The sequence below is a fragment of the Streptomyces pluripotens genome (assembly GCF_000802245.2).
Classification (GTDB): domain Bacteria; phylum Actinomycetota; class Actinomycetes; order Streptomycetales; family Streptomycetaceae; genus Streptomyces; species Streptomyces pluripotens.
Genome location: NZ_CP021080.1, coordinates 6,552,040 through 6,566,123 on the forward strand (window position 1 = coordinate 6,552,040; position 14,084 = coordinate 6,566,123).

Consider the following 14,084-nt stretch of genomic DNA (forward strand, 5'->3'; position numbering starts at 1 on the left):
TGTGATGACGGGTGAAGGGGACCCGGTGACCCGCACCGAGCAGGTGGAGATCGACGGCGTGCCGCTGGTCGCGACGCTCCGGCAGGGCGGCGGGATCGGGCTGCTGGCACTGCACGGGAGCAATGAGGGGGGTACGGGCGAGCTGGCTGACCTCATCGCCCGGCGCACCGGCGCCACCAGTCTGGTCTTCACCCAGCCGGACGTCCAGCGGCCCGTGCACCTGCCGTCCCGGCGCATGGCCGCGGAGCACTGCGTGCTCCTGCGCCGGTTCCTGGACCGGGTGTCACTCACGGTCTCCTTGCACGGACACATGCGCCCGCACGCGCCGCGCACCGTCTTCCTGGGCGGCCGCAACCGCGCGGCGGCGCTCGTTCTCGCCCGGGAGCTGGGCGAACTCGCGCCCCGCTTCCAGGCGGTAACGGACCTGGCGGCGATCCCGGTCGCCCTGCGCGGTGTGCACCCCCGAAATCCGGTCAACCTGACCCGCCTGGGCGGTGTCCAGGTGGAGCTGCCGCTGTCGGCCAGGACCACGGGGTCGGCCGACGTGCCCCCGCAACCGGTGGCCGACGCCCTTGTCGCCGGGGTCCTGCGGCTGGCTCAGACGTCCTCGATGTCCGCCCAGGAGCCGCTCTGAGTGGACCGCGCCATCGCGTCCACCACGGCCGCGCTGCGCACCGCGTCGGTCAGCGTGGTCCCGCACGGGGTGCCCTCGGCGATGGACCGCACGAAGCGGTACGCCTCGATCACCTTCAGGTCGTCGTAGCCCATCGCGTTGGCCGCGCCCGGCTGGAAGGCGGCGAACTCCCCGGCGCCCGGACCGACGTACACGGTGCTGACCGGCTGGTCCTGGTAGGTGGTACCCCGGCTGATCGCCAACTCGTTCATCCGGCGGAAGTCCCAGAACACCGCGCCCCTGGTGCCGTGCACCTCGAAGCCGTAGTTGTTCTGCTCGCCGACCGAGACCCGGCACGCCTCCAGGACCCCGCGGGCGCCCGAGGCGAAGCGCAGCAGGCAGCCTGCGTAGTCCTCGTTCTCCACCCGGCCCGGCTCGCCGCCGGCGGCGAGGGTGTGGCCCGCGGTGGCCCCGGCCGGGCGGGCCCGTTCCGGGAGGAAGATCGCGGTGTCGGCGGTCAGGGAGACGATGTCGCCGAGCAGGAAGCGGGCGAGGTCGGCGCCGTGCGAGGCCAGGTCGCCCAGTACTCCGCTGCCCCCGCGCTCCCGCTCGTACCGCCAGGTCAGCGCACCGTCCGGATGGGCCGCGTAGTCGCTGAACAGACGGATGCGGACGTGCGTGACCGTGCCGATCCCGCCGGAGGCGATCAGGTCGCGGGCCGCCTCGACGGCCGGCGCATTGCGGTAGTTGAAACCGACCGCTCCCTGTACGCCGGCCCTCGTGACCGCGTCCGCGACCGCGCGGGCGTCGTCGACGGACAGCCCCACCGGCTTCTCGATCCAGATGTGCTTGCCGGCCCCGGCCATCGCCATCCCGATGTCCCGGTGCAGGAAGTTCGGCGCGGTGATGCTGACGGCCCGTACCCGTGGGTCAGCCGCCACCTCGCGCCAGTCGCGGGTGGCGCCGGCGAACCCGAACTGCGTGGCGGCCTCGTCGGCGCGGCCCGGCACCTCCTCGGCCACGGTCACCAGGTGGGGGCGCAGCGGGAGCCGGGGGTAATGGTGCGGCAGCCGGGCGTACGCCTGGGTGTGCACTCGGCCCATCCAGCCGAACCCGACGACGGCGACACCGAGCGCATCCACCATGACAGCCCCTTTTTGGACCGGTCCATCTCCTGTCCGGACTACCTTTGTGCTGACATAGCAAGCGTGTCAACCCTTTGACAGGACCGCACACCGCATGGAACGGTCCAGAGCATGAGACCACCGACGATCCGTGACGTGGCCGAACGGGCCGGGGTGTCGAAGTCGCTGGTCTCGCTGGTACTGCGCGGCTCCGGCCCAGTGCGTCCCGAGAAGCGGGACGCGGTGCTGCGGGCCGCACGCGAACTGGGCTACCGCCCCAACGCGGCTGCCCGCAGCCTCAGTGAGCAGCGCACCCGCACGATCGGCGTGCTCCTGGACGACCTGCGCAACCCCTGGTTCGTCGAACTGCTCGACGGACTCAACTCCCTGCTCCACGCGGCCGGCCTGCACATGCTCCTCGCCGATGCCCGCCTGAACCGGCGGATGGGCCACGACCTCGCCGCCCCCTTCCAGGAGCTCGGCGTCGACGGGCTGGTGGTGGTCGGCACGGTGCCGGACGCCGGCGGGCTGGACGCTCTCGCGCGCCGGATGCCGGTGGTGGTGGCCGGTGCCCGCGAGCCCTCCCCGGCCGGCGTGGACGTCGTCGCCGGGGACGACGAGCGGGGCGCCTGGCTCGCCACCGAGCACCTGCTGGGGCTCGGGCACCGCCGGATCGCGCATCTCGCGGGCCACGGTGCCGTCGGCGAGCTGCGTCGACACGGCTACGAGTTGGCCATGCGGGCCCACGGCGCCGAACCGCTCGTGGAGCGCGGCGACCTGACCGAAGAGGGCGGCTACCGGGGAACCGTACGCCTGCTCGGCCGGGCCGACCGGCCGACGGCGCTCTTCGCCGTCAACGACATGGCCTCGGTCGGTGCGCTCTCGGCGGCCGAGGAACTGGGCCTGCGGGTGCCGCGCGACCTGTCGTTGGTCGGCTACGACAACACCAGCATCGCCAGGCTGCGGCACCTCTGGATGACCACCGTGGACACCGCCCCGTACGAGGTGGGTCGGCGTGCCGCACGCCGTCTGCTGGACCGGTTCGAACGGCCGGACGAGGAGGGGCGCGTCCACCTCGCCGTACCGACGCTGGAGATCAGGGGGACGACGGCGCCTCCCGGGGACGCCCTCAGAGGTTGATCGCGTACGCCTTGCGCAGTGTCTCGTGGACGGTCCAGGTCGTGCGGTCGCCCGCCCGCAGCACCGCCATGTCCCCGGGGCCCACGGTCAGCGTCGGCCCGTCCTCGACCTCGATCGTCGCCGAGCCGCTGATCACCACGAACAGCTCGTCCGCCTCCGTGTCGGTGACCACGCCCGGAGTGATCTGCCAGATCCCGCGGATCTGGCGGCCGTCGGCAGACTCCCAGACCACCTTCCCGGTCACCTCCGGCTCGCCGGAGACGATCTGCCCCGGGGCGAGGGGCTCGGGCTCAAGGTCGGCGTCGGGGATGTGGAGCGTGAAGCTGTGCGTCATGCGGGCGACTGTAGCCAGCGTCCGGCCTCCGCCGCCGTCGACAGTGTGTGGGGCATAGGGCCTGGTCGCAGGACACTTCGTCGGGTCACGCGGACTGGCGGCGGCACCGGGCACGGGTGATCGTGGGGAACATGGCTGACACCACCGCGGCCGCCGGCGAGCCGCACCGGCAGCACGACACACGCGAGGCCGTTTTCTTCGGCGGGGTCTACGGCTCGGTCCTGGCCAGCTCGATGGTCGCCGCGCTCATCCAGTACGGCCGCAGCTCCGCCGCCGACCGCAGCTACGACGCCGCCTGGCTGCTGGTGACCGCGTTCGCCTCCGCCCTCGCCCACGGCTACGCCCACTACATCGCCGAACGCGTTCCGCACCGTCGCGGAGACGTCCTGCGTGCCCTGCGCGACGAATGGCCGCTGGTGGCGGCCGTGCTGCCGACGGTCTTCCTCCTGGCGGGCGCCGGCTGGGAATGGTGGCCGGCGAACGGCGTCGAATACTCGGTGTTCGTCCTCAACATCGCGATCCTGTTCACGCTCGGGCTGGTCACCGCCCGCCGGTCGGCCCGGAGCTGGCCGGCCACCCTCCTCCTTGGTCTGGCCGACGCGTTGCTCGGGGTGGTCGTGGTGGTGGCGAATGCGCTCATCAAGTAGGCCCGGCGCCGCTCCGGGCCCCCGCGGCCGAGGTGGGCGACCGGTGCGGCCGTACGGGTCGGGCCGGGGCCGGACGGAGTGTTGCCCCGGGGCACGCGCCGCGCAGCGCCGCATAGTGCCGGTATGACCCGTAGTACCGGTAGGACCTGCAGCCGTGTCATCGCCCTGTGCACCGCCGCCTCCCTGCTCAGCACGGTCTCGGGGGCGGTGACGGCCGCAGCCGTCCCCCGTCACCGGCCGCCCTGCGCGCGTACCGAGGGCCGGCCGCGGGGTGCCGCGGCCGAGGTGCTCGGCATCGTCCGGGAGGCCCGGCGGGAGCTGGACCTCAAGGCGGCACTGGTCCGGGTCACGGTCGACGGTCGGGAACTCGTCACCGGGGCGGCGGGGGAGTCGATGGCGGGTGTTCCGGTGACCCCGGCCATGCACTTCCGCATCGGCTCGGTCGCCATCGCCTACCTCGGCACGATCCTCCTGCAACTCGTCGACGAGCAGCGGGTCGGCCTCGACGACCCGGTCTCCCACTGGCTGCCCGGTCTTCCGCATGGCGACGAGATCACCCTGCGCATGCTCGGCGACTCGACCTCCGGCCTGCACGACTACGTCACCGATCCGGAGTTCGTGAAGAAGCTGTACGCCGACCCGTTCCGGCAGTGGACGCCGCGCGAACTCGTCGGCATCTCCACGAGCCACCCCTTGTGGTACGAACCCGGCACCAACTGGAGCTACTCGCACGCCAACTTCGTACTCCTCGGCCGTGCCCTGGAGAAGATCACCGGCACGCCGCTCGACCGCCTGGTACGCGCCCGCGTCCTGGACCGGCTGAAGCTGACCCAGACCCGCAACGGCGTCACCCCGCAGATCCCGCACCCCGTCCTGCACGCGTACGACGACGAACGCGGCCCGTACGAGGAGTCCACCTACTGGAACCCTTCGTGGACCACCGCTCCCGGGGCGGTGCTCACCGGCGACATCTGCGATCTGGCCCGTTCGGCCCAGGGCATCGGGTCGGGTGAGTTGCTCTCCCGACGCTCCTATCGGGTGCAGCTGAACCCCGGCACCGTCGGCCTCGGCACTCCGACCGCCACCTGCCCGGCCACCGTCTGCCTGCCGCAGACCCGGGCTTTCCACTTCGGGATCGGGGTCATCGTCAGGAACGACTGGGTCCTGCAGAACCCGTCCTTCGCCGGGTACGCGGCGGTGCAGGCCTACCTGCCGGCCGAGCGGCTGGCCATCGCCGTGTCCACGACCACCGGTCCCGGGGCGCCCGACAGCAACACCGCTCAGACGATCGCGGAACGGATCGCGGCCGCCCTGGCACCGAAGCATCCGCTCGGCGGCTGAACACCGGTCACGGATCACCGGTCGCGAGCCGTTGCTCGCAGGCTGCGGTTCGGTGTCCATGGCCCCGGCTGCCACGACGTACCCCAGCCGCCGCGCGGCGCGTCACCGGCGGCCGGGGTGCCTCCTCAGTGGGCGGTGCGCACCCCGTCCAGCGCGATGGCCAGGTCCCGGTCGCACCGGACGCCGTAGCCGCGGGCCGCTTCCTCACGGGGACGCCGGTCGGTCCGCCACGCCCCCTCCGCCTGGCCGCGACCGGCGCCGCACCTGCTCGTCCCGGTCCGCCGCCCGCACTGCGGAGGTCGCCGGGGCGGGGAATGCGCGGGCAGTCGGGCGGGTGCGGTAGGGTTGACCTGCGTGATCACGCGGGACAACCCGCGTGGGCCGCAACGGGACGTGGCGCAGCTTGGTAGCGCACTTGACTGGGGGTCAAGGGGTCGCAGGTTCAAATCCTGTCGTCCCGACTTTTCGAAGTCGCAGGTCAGGGGCCTTTTCGGGCTCTTCGCCCAGATGTGTGGGTCGGTTCGTGTCATGAGACGACGAACGCCGCACCCCTCGTAGTTTCTTGATCGCCAAGAACAGGAAGCTACGGACGGGAGTGCGGCGTGTCACTGGGCACCGTATGTGTTCGGGCAGCCGGGGTCGAGCGGACGGTGGTCGAGGAGGTGTATGTTCACCCGGTCGAACCCGTGAAGGTCGTCTCGGTGCGGCCGGACCGGCGGTGGCAGCGCAGGCCGAGATGCGGAGTGTGCCGGGAGCGGGCGCCGTTGTATGACCGGGGGCACCGGCGGCGCTGGCGGTCGCTGGACGACGGGCTGCTGCGGGTCTACTTCGAGGCCGACCTGCCCAGGGTGGCCTGTCCGGAGCATGGTGTGGTGATAGCGGCCGTCCCGTGGGCCAGGCACGGCGCCGGGCACACAATCCCCTTCGACGAGACGGTGGCCTGGTTCGCGCCGGGCGCGTCGAAGAAACTGATCGCGGTGCTGTTGCGCATCAACTGGCACACCGTCGGCTCGATCCTGGCGCGGGTGATGGCGGAGCGGGACGGGCAGGACGGCGACCGGCTGACCGCAGTGAGACGGATCGGCATCGACGAAGTGTCGTTCGCCAAGGGGCAGAAGTACCTGACCGTCGTGGTCGACCACGACACCGGCCGGCTGCTGTATGTGGTCGAGGGACGCTCGAAGAAGACGGTCCACGGCTTCTTCGACCTGCTCGGCGCCGATCGCTCGCGGGCGCTGACCCATGTCTCGGCGGACGGGGCCGAGTGGATCGCCGCCGTGGTCGGTGAGCGGGCCCCGAACGCGGCACTGTGCCTCGACCCGTTCCACGTCGTGAAGTGGGCCCAGGACGCGCTGGACGAGGTGCGCCGCCAGGTGTGGAACGACGCCCGCAGGGCGGGGATGAAGACGCTGGCCGGTCAGCTCAAGGACGCGCGCTACGCGTTGTGGAAGAAGCCGGAGGATCTCACCGAGCGGCAGCACGCGAAGCTGTCGCTGATCCAAACCGTCAACAAGCCGCTGTACCGTGCCTACCTGCTCAAGGAGCAGCTGCGGAAGGTGTTCGCGCCGGGCGGCCCGGAGCGGGCGCGGTTGCTGGACGCCTGGCTGGCCTGGGCCTGCCGCAGCAGACTCAAGCCGTTCGTCAAGCTCGCCCGCACCCTCCGCGACCGACGGGCCGACATCGCCAACGCCCTGGCCCATCGGCTGACCAACGCCCGCGTGGAGGCCATGAACACGAAGATCCGCCTGATCATTCGACGCGCCTACGGCTTCCGCAGCGTCGAAGCCCTACGCGCCATGATCCTGCTCTGCCTCGCCGGTTACACCCGACCACTCCCCGGACGCACCTGACCACGCCCCTCACGACCCATAGAAAGGAGCGATGAGCCCCTTTTCGGAGCAATCTGAAACGGCCCCTTGATCGTTCTTGGGGACCAGGTGGGAACCACCCTCGGGCGACCTCCTGCTGTGCGCGGACCCGAAGCGACACCTCTCTCGACGAGCCCACTACCACCGGCGATCGAACACACTCTGTAGTCGCACCCCGGTGGGGAAATACGTCTGCGGTGCGGAGCATGGGAGGCGTCCACGGAGAGAACGGAGAGAGGGGGTGTCGGAACCGTCATCTTCGCGATCGAGGTCCGTCCCTCGGACAGGGAACGGCTGCGGGGCGGCGCGATGGTGTCGGGCTCGTGGTGAGAGACGGGACGACGGAGCAGGCAAGGCCCTCAGAGCCCGCCATGACGTAGAACGTCTTCTGTTCGGTGAAGAAGTGCCACGTCTCGCTCCCGCCGAGGTGCCCGAATCCGGAGAGCGCGCCCCCTCCGAACGGCACACGGGGCTCATCGCCCACCGAGGGCTCGTTGATGTGCACAGCGGCGACGCGTAGCCGCTGAGCGACACGAAGGGCGCGGCTGGTGTCGTCGGCCAGCACCGATGCGATGAGGCCGTATGGTGTACCGTGCGCCAGCTCTACCAACTCCCTCTCTGTGGCGCATGGTTGCACACTGACGAGGGGAGAGAACGCCTCCTCCCGGTGGAACCGGGCAGCCCGGCCGACATTGCCCAGGACCGTGGGGCACGCCAGCAGTCCTTCGGGCTCGCTCCCTCCGGTCAGGACGCGCGCACCATGGGCTCGTGCGTCCGAGAGGAGTTCATGGAAATGGTCCGCTGAACGCTGGTTGATCAGCGACCCGATGGCCGTTCCCGGCGTACGCGGGTCGCTCGCCTTCAGCGCCTCGGCGCGGGCGACCAACCGCTCCACCACATCTTCGTAGCGCGGCTCCGCGACGAGTACCTGGTCGGTGCTCATGCACACTTGACCGGAGTTCGCGAAGGCCGACACGGCGATGAGGTCGGCGGCACGGTCGGGATCCGTGCCGTGCAGGACGATCGTGGTGTTCTTGCCGCCCAGCTCCATCACCACCGGTGTCAGATGCGAGCCGGCCACCTGCGCGATCGAACGTCCGACGGGGGCGAGCCGATGAAGACCACGCGGCGCACTTCGGGACGTTCGACGAGCGCGTCCACGAGCGCGGGGCTGTCGGCAGGCGCGCAGGTCAGCACGTTGACCACGCCGTCGGGGAGGCCGGCCTTGACCAGGACCTCGGCCAGGAGAGGTCCTGCCGAGTGCGGCGCGGCCTCGCTCGGCCGCAGGATCACGGTGTTGCCCGCGGCGAGGGCGATGGCGACGGCACGAGGGGCCAGGACGACCGGGGCGTTCCAGGGGATCATCGCCAGGACCACACCTGCCGGTTGCCGCAGATCCAGCGTGGTGGTGCCGGGATCGTGCGAGGGCAGGACGGATCCTCGCGGCGTACTGGTCGACGAGGCCGCCTCGCGTGGATTCGCGGCTGCCTCTTTGATGTTCATCTCGGCCCATGGGCGCACGGCACCGATCTCAAGGGCCAGAGCGTCGTAATGCTCGGCTGCCCGCTGCCCGCTGCCCGCTGCCCGCTGCCCGCTGCCCGCTGCCCGAGCAGGTCCGCGGCGCGCAGGAGGATGCGGCGCTTTTCGTCGTACGTCGTCCGTGACCATGCATGGAAAGCGTTCCATGCGGCGGCTACGGCAGCATCGGCATCGGCCGGTCCGGCGGCTGCCAGGCCCCTCCCCAGCGGTACGACGGGCTTCGGTCCGATCCGCGGCATCACTGTTTGGGCAAAGACCGTCGCGCCCGCCATGAGGGCGGCGATCATCGGCAGGAAGGCGAGGCCGGTGGTCACGGCGCTGTAGCCGAGGGTCCGCTCAAGGTAGTAGGTGAGGAACAGGAAGACACCGAAAGTGCCGACCGCGGCGACGAGGAGGGCGGCGAAGGAGGCCGCGCGGTTGCGGTCGAGGAGGATCCGCAGCGGCAGCACGGGGTGCCGGGCACGGGTCTGCCACCAGGCGAAGGCGGTCAGCAGGACCGTGGTCATGACCAGGAACCCCCCAGGTGGCGGGTGAGTCCCAGGTGTGTGTTTCGGCGTTGGAGAATCCGTAGACCAGGAAGTCCTTCCTCCAGCGCACGACTTGCAGGGCCTGGCGTGCGTCGGGGTAGTCGAGGTGGGCGAAGGCGGCGGTCTTCAGCCGCCGGATCTCCGGGCGGTGGTGTGCCCGCGTGCGGTCGTGGTGGTCGAGCGGGATCTCGCGCCAGGGCAAGCGGCGGACGCGGTCGAACAAGCCGGGACGGTTGGCCTTGACCTGGGCGATGCAGTGGGCACCGCGCTCGCGGAGGTAGATGCCGTGGGCGTGCTGGGTGTGCAGCGCGTCGGCGGTGATGACCGTGCCGGTCAGGTCGACGCTGTCCAGCAGGGGCCGGAAGGCGGGGATCTCGTTGCTCTTGTCGGTGACCTGGCGCTGGGCCGGGACGTGGCCGGTGTGGTCCAGCGCGGCGAGCAGGGTGACGTGCCCGGTGACGTGGGTGCGCGAGCCGCGCAGGGCCTTGCCGTCGACGGCGATCGCCCGCAGCCCGGGACCGGCCGGGACGGCGCGGGCGGTGAGGAAGGCGCCGATCGCCCGGTCCAGGGCGTCGCCGTCGAGCCGGACGAGCAGACGGCGCAGGGAGTGGGGGTGCGGGACGGACACGGTGCCGGAGAGCGGGTCGGTGGGGAAGCCGAGAACCCGGCAGGCACATGCGGGGACGTCGCTGATCCATTCCGTGATCGCGGTGAGCGAGCGGGCACCCCGTGTCAGCTTCGACAAAATCCCACGTGGCGCGGCGACGCACCGCTGCTGGCGGTGTAGGCCGGTCCCGTCCGGCGATCAGAGCAGCGGCTCGACCAGAGCGGTCAGTTCTGCCCGGCTGATCTGGCCCATCCGGGCAGCCGCGATCCGGCCCTGCCGGTCGACGATGAAGGTGTAGGGGTAGCCCTGCGGGCTGACCAGGCGCTTGGGGATGCGCAGGAGCTGGGCGGTCCTCGGGTCGTGGAGGCTGCGGTAGGTGACGTGATGCTCGCGGGCGAAGGCTGCCCCGGCTGCCCCCGACGCATCGGTGTCGACGCCCATGACTCGTACGCCGCGCGTGTGGAGGGTGGTGTTCACGGCGGAGAAGTCACGAGCTTCGGCGCGGCAGGGGCCGCACCAGGACGCCCACGCGTTCACGACGAGCACGTTGCCTCGGTAGTCGTGTACGGCGATCGGGCGACCGTCGATCGCGGTCCCCGTCAGGTCGGGCATTTTCTGGCGGTCGGCCGGAGCGAACGTCTCCTGTAAGCGGGGTGCTTGGCCATCGTCCAGTTCGGGCCCCGCGCAACCTGATGCCATCAGCAGGGCCAGGACGAGGCCGGCAGCTTTTACGGTGTTCATGATGATGAGGATGTCACCCTGCTACGGACTGCCATGGGGAGGATGGGGCGGGAGGCTCGGAAAGCGTGTTCACGTGTTCGGGGTCGCCCGCCGGCCTTTCCCGGCGCGGGAGGCGGTGGCCCCGTTGGGGCCACCGCCTCGGCGAGGAGGGCTACGGGCAGCACGTTTGCCGCGCTCCAGCGCGGCATTGTGCGGTTGACGTTCACGGATTGCTTCCTTGGAGAGAAGTGGTCGCCTCAGCCCAGCCGCGTCACCGCCTGGGTGAGGTCTTGTCAGCGCGCACGAGGGGGCGGCTTCCGAGACGTCCGGACCGTTGCTCGGAAGCCGCCCCCGTGGGTCAGGACAGGCCCCACTCCTGGCGCCCACGAGCCGGGTTGGAGCTCCCGGCCTTCTCCAGGTAGGGGTGGGAGCCGGCCTTCGTCGAGTTCGATGCGATGACCTTGCCGTTGTGGGCTTTACTCCAGATGAGGGAGCCGCCCAGTCCCCAGCGCTGCGCCTTCCAGGTGGAGTGGCAGGTGTACTGGACGATCCGGCTCTTCTTGTCGACGTTCAGGCACTTTCCCGACTTGTCGTTCGTGATGGTGAACAGCGAGTCGTTCTTGTAGATCCGGTGGAGGGTCCAGCGCTGCGACTTGTCGCTGGAACACTTGCCGACGGTGAGCTGAGCGTTCTGCTTCGTGCTGCCTCCCGTGGAGAGGCATATGTGAGCCGCTCAGACGCGCTCCAGACGAACATGGGCGTAGGGGTCCTTGGCCTGCGGCGCGGCATCGGCCGACGGCGCGGCGAGACCGGTCATCGTTCCGGCCGCGACTGCGGTGAGCAGCAGTGATCCGGCTGCTTTACGCATTGGTCCTCCCCGTTCGAGTGACATGGCGAGCAATGAACGTAGACGCGAACTACCCATGTCCGCGACGTCCGTTAGGGAGGTGTCTGATAGGGCATTGCCCTAAAGGGAGGCTGGTCGTACCCAGTGTGGAGTCGCCTGATTCGGTGCCCTACGGTGGCCCTCGTATCGCTGTGCTCACAGGGGGTCGACTTCCAACCATGAAGCTCTCACGCCGCCTCGCCCTTGGTGTCGTCGCAGGCATCGTGGTCCTAGCCGTGGGTGGCGGGGTGACGGCTCAGCTGCTGGACGATCCGGCACGGGGCCTGACGGCTGCCGCGCATGCGGGAGACGCGCACTGCCGGGAACTGACCGGGAAGGCGCCTGGACAGCTGGCGGGCAAGGAACGCCGGTCCGTCGGACTCGACGGCGTAGTGGTGTGGGGCGACCAGGATGTGATCCTGCGCTGCGGTGTCGCGAGCCCGACGGCGACGGCGGACCCGTGTTTCGAGGCGAACGGGGTCGACTGGGTGCTCGACGAGCGGCAGTCGACCCCGGATCGCAAGGTCATCGTGACGTTCGGTCGAATGCCGGCCACGCAAGTCGCCATCCGCGTACAGGGGGTGCGGACGGATGAAGCGATCCTGGAACTGTCTCCTCTAGTGGAGGGAATCCGAAGGACCGGCCGGTGCTTGGATACCCAGTGACTTGTGCCGGGCCCGCTCGCAAGACGCGCGGGCCCGGCTCCTTACGCGATCGTCGGCTTCTGCCCTCGGCTCGCGATCGGAGCGAGGTGCCGGGAGCATGACGGCTCGTCGCACAGTGCGTTGTGGGCCAAGGCGGAGACGATCGCGACCTGTGTTCGCGTCTGCTGCCCCAGCTTCGCCACGATGTGTGAGATGTGTGCCTTCACCGTGCGTTCGGCGATGCCCAATTCCCTCGACAGTTCACGATTGCCGACGCCTGTTCCCAGCAGCAGGAGAACCTCCCTTTCTCGATCCGTCAGGGCTTCCAGCCGCCGGATGCCGGGTTCCGGGCTGTGGCCGGTTCGCCGGTACGGGCAGGTGGTGCCTGTCGTGCCGCCCCAGTTGGTCATTCTGGTCCCCTCCGGACGCCGCAATTCCCAGCAGACCCCCGTGGCCCGGTTGTGGCGGCGGCCAGCGGCCAACTTACCCGTGAGTTCTTACGACCTGCATGCCCTTGCCGGTTGCGTAACGTACGTGCGCGACCAGTGCATTGGCCGAAAATCACGTGGCTTTTGCGAAGATGTTCGAAGGGGCAGCCGCAAGGTCACGCACTCCAGAACCGGTCACCCGGCCTTCAGGGCGGGGGGATGAACATCGACAACGGGCAGATCGCGTGATGCTGCGGCCGCTCGGTGCCCGGGACGCGGAGGCGCTGGCGGAGGCGTACGCGGTCAACCGGGAGCACCTCGCGCTGTGGGAGCCGGTTGGCCGGACGCCTTCTTCACACCGGAGGAGCAGCGGGAGCGGATCGAGGGGCTGCTGCGGCAGCGTGACGAGGTCTCGGTGGTGCCCTGGGTGTTCGAGGAGGAGAACGGGCGGCGCGGCTGGCACACGGTGAGCCGCCCGGTGCCGGCCTCGTAGCCGACCGCGGCGACGTGCGGTCAGCTCCGGGGCGATGGCTGCCCACCGCTCCCGCAGTGAGGCGCGTCCGGGGCGGTGGACAGCGGATCGAGTTTGCGTCGGTGCAGGGCGCTCCAGTGGGCGTGTTCGCGTTTGAGGAGGTAGGCGGAGGCGTGGGCCGGGTTGGTGGGGGTGCTCTCGTGGTGCAGGTGGGCGTCGACGGCGGCCAGGGCGGCGATGTGGATGGTCAGGATCCGGGCGTAGTCCTCGTCGGTGTCCAGGTCCGGGGGCGGGCCGATACGGCCGGTCTGGCCGGGGCAGGCGGAGTTGGTCGGCGAAGCGGTCGCGGGCCTGGCGGAACAGGACGGCGCGCGTGGATGGGTCATCGGCCAGCGGCAGCAGAGGACGGAGCTCGGCGGGAGCGTCAGCGGCGTCCCGGAGGCCGACCTTGACGCGGAGACCGTCGACACTGAGGGCCGCTTCTACCAGCCGCTCCTCAACGACCTCGTGATCCAGCGGCTCTTCGACCCGGACTCCGCGACGACCGCCGACCGGCTCACCGAGGGGCTGCGCCGTGATCGCGCACGCTGCGGCATCATGAAACCATGGTGCTGAGGTGGAGGCTGGGACGTGGACCGCTCGGCGGGCGGGGGCGGCAACGCGCGGCCGAAATCGCGGCGATCGAGGCGGAGATCACGGCCTACGGAGAGGCCCTCGACCGGCACTCCTTCTCCCCGAGGCAGCGGGGTGCCACGGACGAGATGCGCGCGGACCTGGCCCGTGCCCTGGACGCCTACGAGGAGGCCAAGCATGCCTTCGACGGGAACCGGGGGCGTACCGGCGCCGGCGGCGTGCTGCGTGCGCTGGACGAGGGCCGCCACGCGCTGGCCCGCCTGGACGCCCGGCTCACGGGCGTTCCGCTGCCTGAGCGGCTGCCGCTCTGCTTCTTCGACCCGCGCCACGGACCGTCCACCACCCGGGTGCGCTGGGCGCCGGACGGCGGAGCCGCGCGCGAGGTCGCCGTGTGCGCCGCCGACGGGCTGCGCATCGCCGAGAACCGGGGACCGGTCATCCCGAAGGGGCGGGCCCGGACGGGGTCGCGGTCCGGGACGCCGGCGGACACCTCGCGCGGCCGTGCGGCCGTGCCACTGAGCAGGCCCGAGCGGACCGGTGGCCGGGCGGGACGGGTGGTGT

15 protein-coding genes, 1 tRNA gene and 3 pseudogenes are annotated in these 14,084 nt (G+C 70.7%); 8 read left to right on the forward strand and 11 right to left on the reverse strand.

Annotation, left to right across the window (positions count from 1 at the left end):
* Window positions 1-25: 25 nt before the first annotated feature.
* Window positions 26-634 carry a poly-gamma-glutamate hydrolase family protein gene (locus LK06_RS29065; protein WP_159025346.1) on the forward strand — a complete coding sequence of 203 codons (609 nt, stop codon included), beginning with the start codon at window positions 26-28 and terminating at the stop codon, window positions 632-634.
* Here LK06_RS29065 and LK06_RS29070 read toward each other — a convergent pair.
* On the reverse strand, window positions 598-1,758 hold the full coding sequence (locus tag LK06_RS29070; protein WP_043434871.1) for a Gfo/Idh/MocA family protein: 1,161 nt from the start codon (window positions 1,756-1,758) through the stop codon (window positions 598-600). The two genes, LK06_RS29065 and LK06_RS29070, sit on opposite strands and share 37 nt — an antisense overlap.
* A gap of 111 nt (window positions 1,759-1,869) precedes the next feature.
* On the opposite strand from LK06_RS29070, the gene LK06_RS29075 reads away from it, so the two are divergent.
* A complete protein-coding gene (locus LK06_RS29075; protein WP_039648644.1) occupies window positions 1,870-2,877 on the forward strand; it encodes a LacI family DNA-binding transcriptional regulator in 1,008 nt (335 codons plus the stop codon).
* On the opposite strand, the gene LK06_RS29080 is transcribed toward LK06_RS29075, so the two are convergent.
* Window positions 2,867-3,211, reverse strand: a complete 345-nt coding sequence (locus LK06_RS29080) for a cupin domain-containing protein (RefSeq protein WP_039648646.1) — start codon at window positions 3,209-3,211, stop codon at window positions 2,867-2,869. The two genes, LK06_RS29075 and LK06_RS29080, sit on opposite strands and share 11 nt — an antisense overlap.
* Before the next feature lie 131 nt (window positions 3,212-3,342).
* Here LK06_RS29080 and LK06_RS29085 point away from each other — a divergent pair, with 131 nt between their 5' ends.
* The 4 genes from LK06_RS29085 (at window position 3,343) to LK06_RS29100 (ending at window position 7,049) form a co-directional block, all read left to right on the forward strand.
* Entirely contained in the window at window positions 3,343-3,858 is a 516-nt protein-coding gene (locus LK06_RS29085; protein ID WP_039648691.1) for a hypothetical protein, read from the forward strand.
* 123 nt (window positions 3,859-3,981) lie between these two features.
* The gene (locus LK06_RS29090) at window positions 3,982-5,199 is read left to right on the forward strand and encodes a serine hydrolase domain-containing protein (protein ID WP_043434873.1); all 1,218 of its coding nucleotides are present in this window, start codon (window positions 3,982-3,984) and stop codon (window positions 5,197-5,199) included.
* Between the two features lie 387 nt (window positions 5,200-5,586).
* Window positions 5,587-5,660, forward strand: a tRNA-Pro gene (locus tag LK06_RS29095).
* Window positions 5,661-5,801: 141 nt separating this feature from the next.
* Window positions 5,802-7,049, forward strand: a complete 1,248-nt coding sequence (locus LK06_RS29100) for an ISL3 family transposase (RefSeq protein ID WP_043435192.1) — start codon at window positions 5,802-5,804, stop codon at window positions 7,047-7,049.
* Window positions 7,050-7,320: 271 nt separating this feature from the next.
* Here LK06_RS29100 and LK06_RS29105 read toward each other — a convergent pair.
* The 7 genes and pseudogenes from LK06_RS29105 to LK06_RS34965 all read right to left on the reverse strand — a co-directional run bounded on the left by LK06_RS29105 (window position 7,321) and on the right by LK06_RS34965 (window position 11,328).
* Window positions 7,321-8,570 (reverse strand): annotated as a pseudogene (locus tag LK06_RS29105) (aldehyde dehydrogenase family protein).
* Window positions 8,567-8,800: an aldehyde dehydrogenase family protein gene (locus LK06_RS35365; RefSeq protein ID WP_425319714.1), complete on the reverse strand. Its 234-nt coding sequence runs from the start codon at window positions 8,798-8,800 to the stop codon at window positions 8,567-8,569. The pseudogene LK06_RS29105 and the gene LK06_RS35365 overlap by 4 nt, the downstream one beginning before the upstream one ends.
* A pseudogene (locus LK06_RS35370) lies at window positions 8,780-9,182 on the reverse strand (MFS transporter); the annotation flags it as partial. The gene LK06_RS35365 and the pseudogene LK06_RS35370, both read right to left, overlap by 21 nt.
* Window positions 9,183-9,263: 81 nt before the next feature.
* Window positions 9,264-9,761 (reverse strand): annotated as a pseudogene (locus LK06_RS29115) (ISAs1 family transposase); the annotation flags it as partial.
* A gap of 177 nt (window positions 9,762-9,938) precedes the next feature.
* Window positions 9,939-10,481 carry a TlpA family protein disulfide reductase gene (locus LK06_RS29120; protein ID WP_043435195.1) on the reverse strand — a complete coding sequence of 181 codons (543 nt, stop codon included), beginning with the start codon at window positions 10,479-10,481 and terminating at the stop codon, window positions 9,939-9,941.
* A 337-nt stretch (window positions 10,482-10,818) separates the two neighbouring features.
* Window positions 10,819-11,184 (reverse strand): RICIN domain-containing protein, encoded by a 366-nt coding sequence (locus LK06_RS35375; RefSeq protein WP_078859058.1) that lies wholly within the window; start codon window positions 11,182-11,184, stop codon window positions 10,819-10,821.
* A 9-nt stretch (window positions 11,185-11,193) separates the two neighbouring features.
* The gene (locus LK06_RS34965; protein ID WP_267894079.1) at window positions 11,194-11,328 is read right to left on the reverse strand and encodes a hypothetical protein; all 135 of its coding nucleotides are present in this window, start codon (window positions 11,326-11,328) and stop codon (window positions 11,194-11,196) included.
* Between the two features lie 197 nt (window positions 11,329-11,525).
* On the opposite strand from LK06_RS34965, the gene LK06_RS29130 reads away from it, so the two are divergent.
* Complete coding sequence (locus tag LK06_RS29130; protein WP_043435198.1) at window positions 11,526-12,011, forward strand: DUF3515 family protein; 486 nt, start codon at window positions 11,526-11,528, stop codon at window positions 12,009-12,011.
* A gap of 41 nt (window positions 12,012-12,052) precedes the next feature.
* Here the strand turns inward: LK06_RS29130 and LK06_RS29135 are convergent, their stop codons facing one another.
* The gene (locus LK06_RS29135) at window positions 12,053-12,400 is read right to left on the reverse strand and encodes a response regulator transcription factor (protein ID WP_052319044.1); all 348 of its coding nucleotides are present in this window, start codon (window positions 12,398-12,400) and stop codon (window positions 12,053-12,055) included.
* Between the two features lie 343 nt (window positions 12,401-12,743).
* On the opposite strand from LK06_RS29135, the gene LK06_RS33520 reads away from it, so the two are divergent.
* Window positions 12,744-12,911 carry a hypothetical protein gene (locus LK06_RS33520; RefSeq protein ID WP_159025348.1) on the forward strand — a complete coding sequence of 56 codons (168 nt, stop codon included), beginning with the start codon at window positions 12,744-12,746 and terminating at the stop codon, window positions 12,909-12,911.
* A 20-nt stretch (window positions 12,912-12,931) separates the two neighbouring features.
* Here LK06_RS33520 and LK06_RS33525 read toward each other — a convergent pair whose 3' ends face one another.
* A complete protein-coding gene (locus LK06_RS33525; RefSeq protein WP_159025349.1) occupies window positions 12,932-13,276 on the reverse strand; it encodes a hypothetical protein in 345 nt (114 codons plus the stop codon).
* Between the last annotated feature and the right edge of the window lie 808 nt (window positions 13,277-14,084).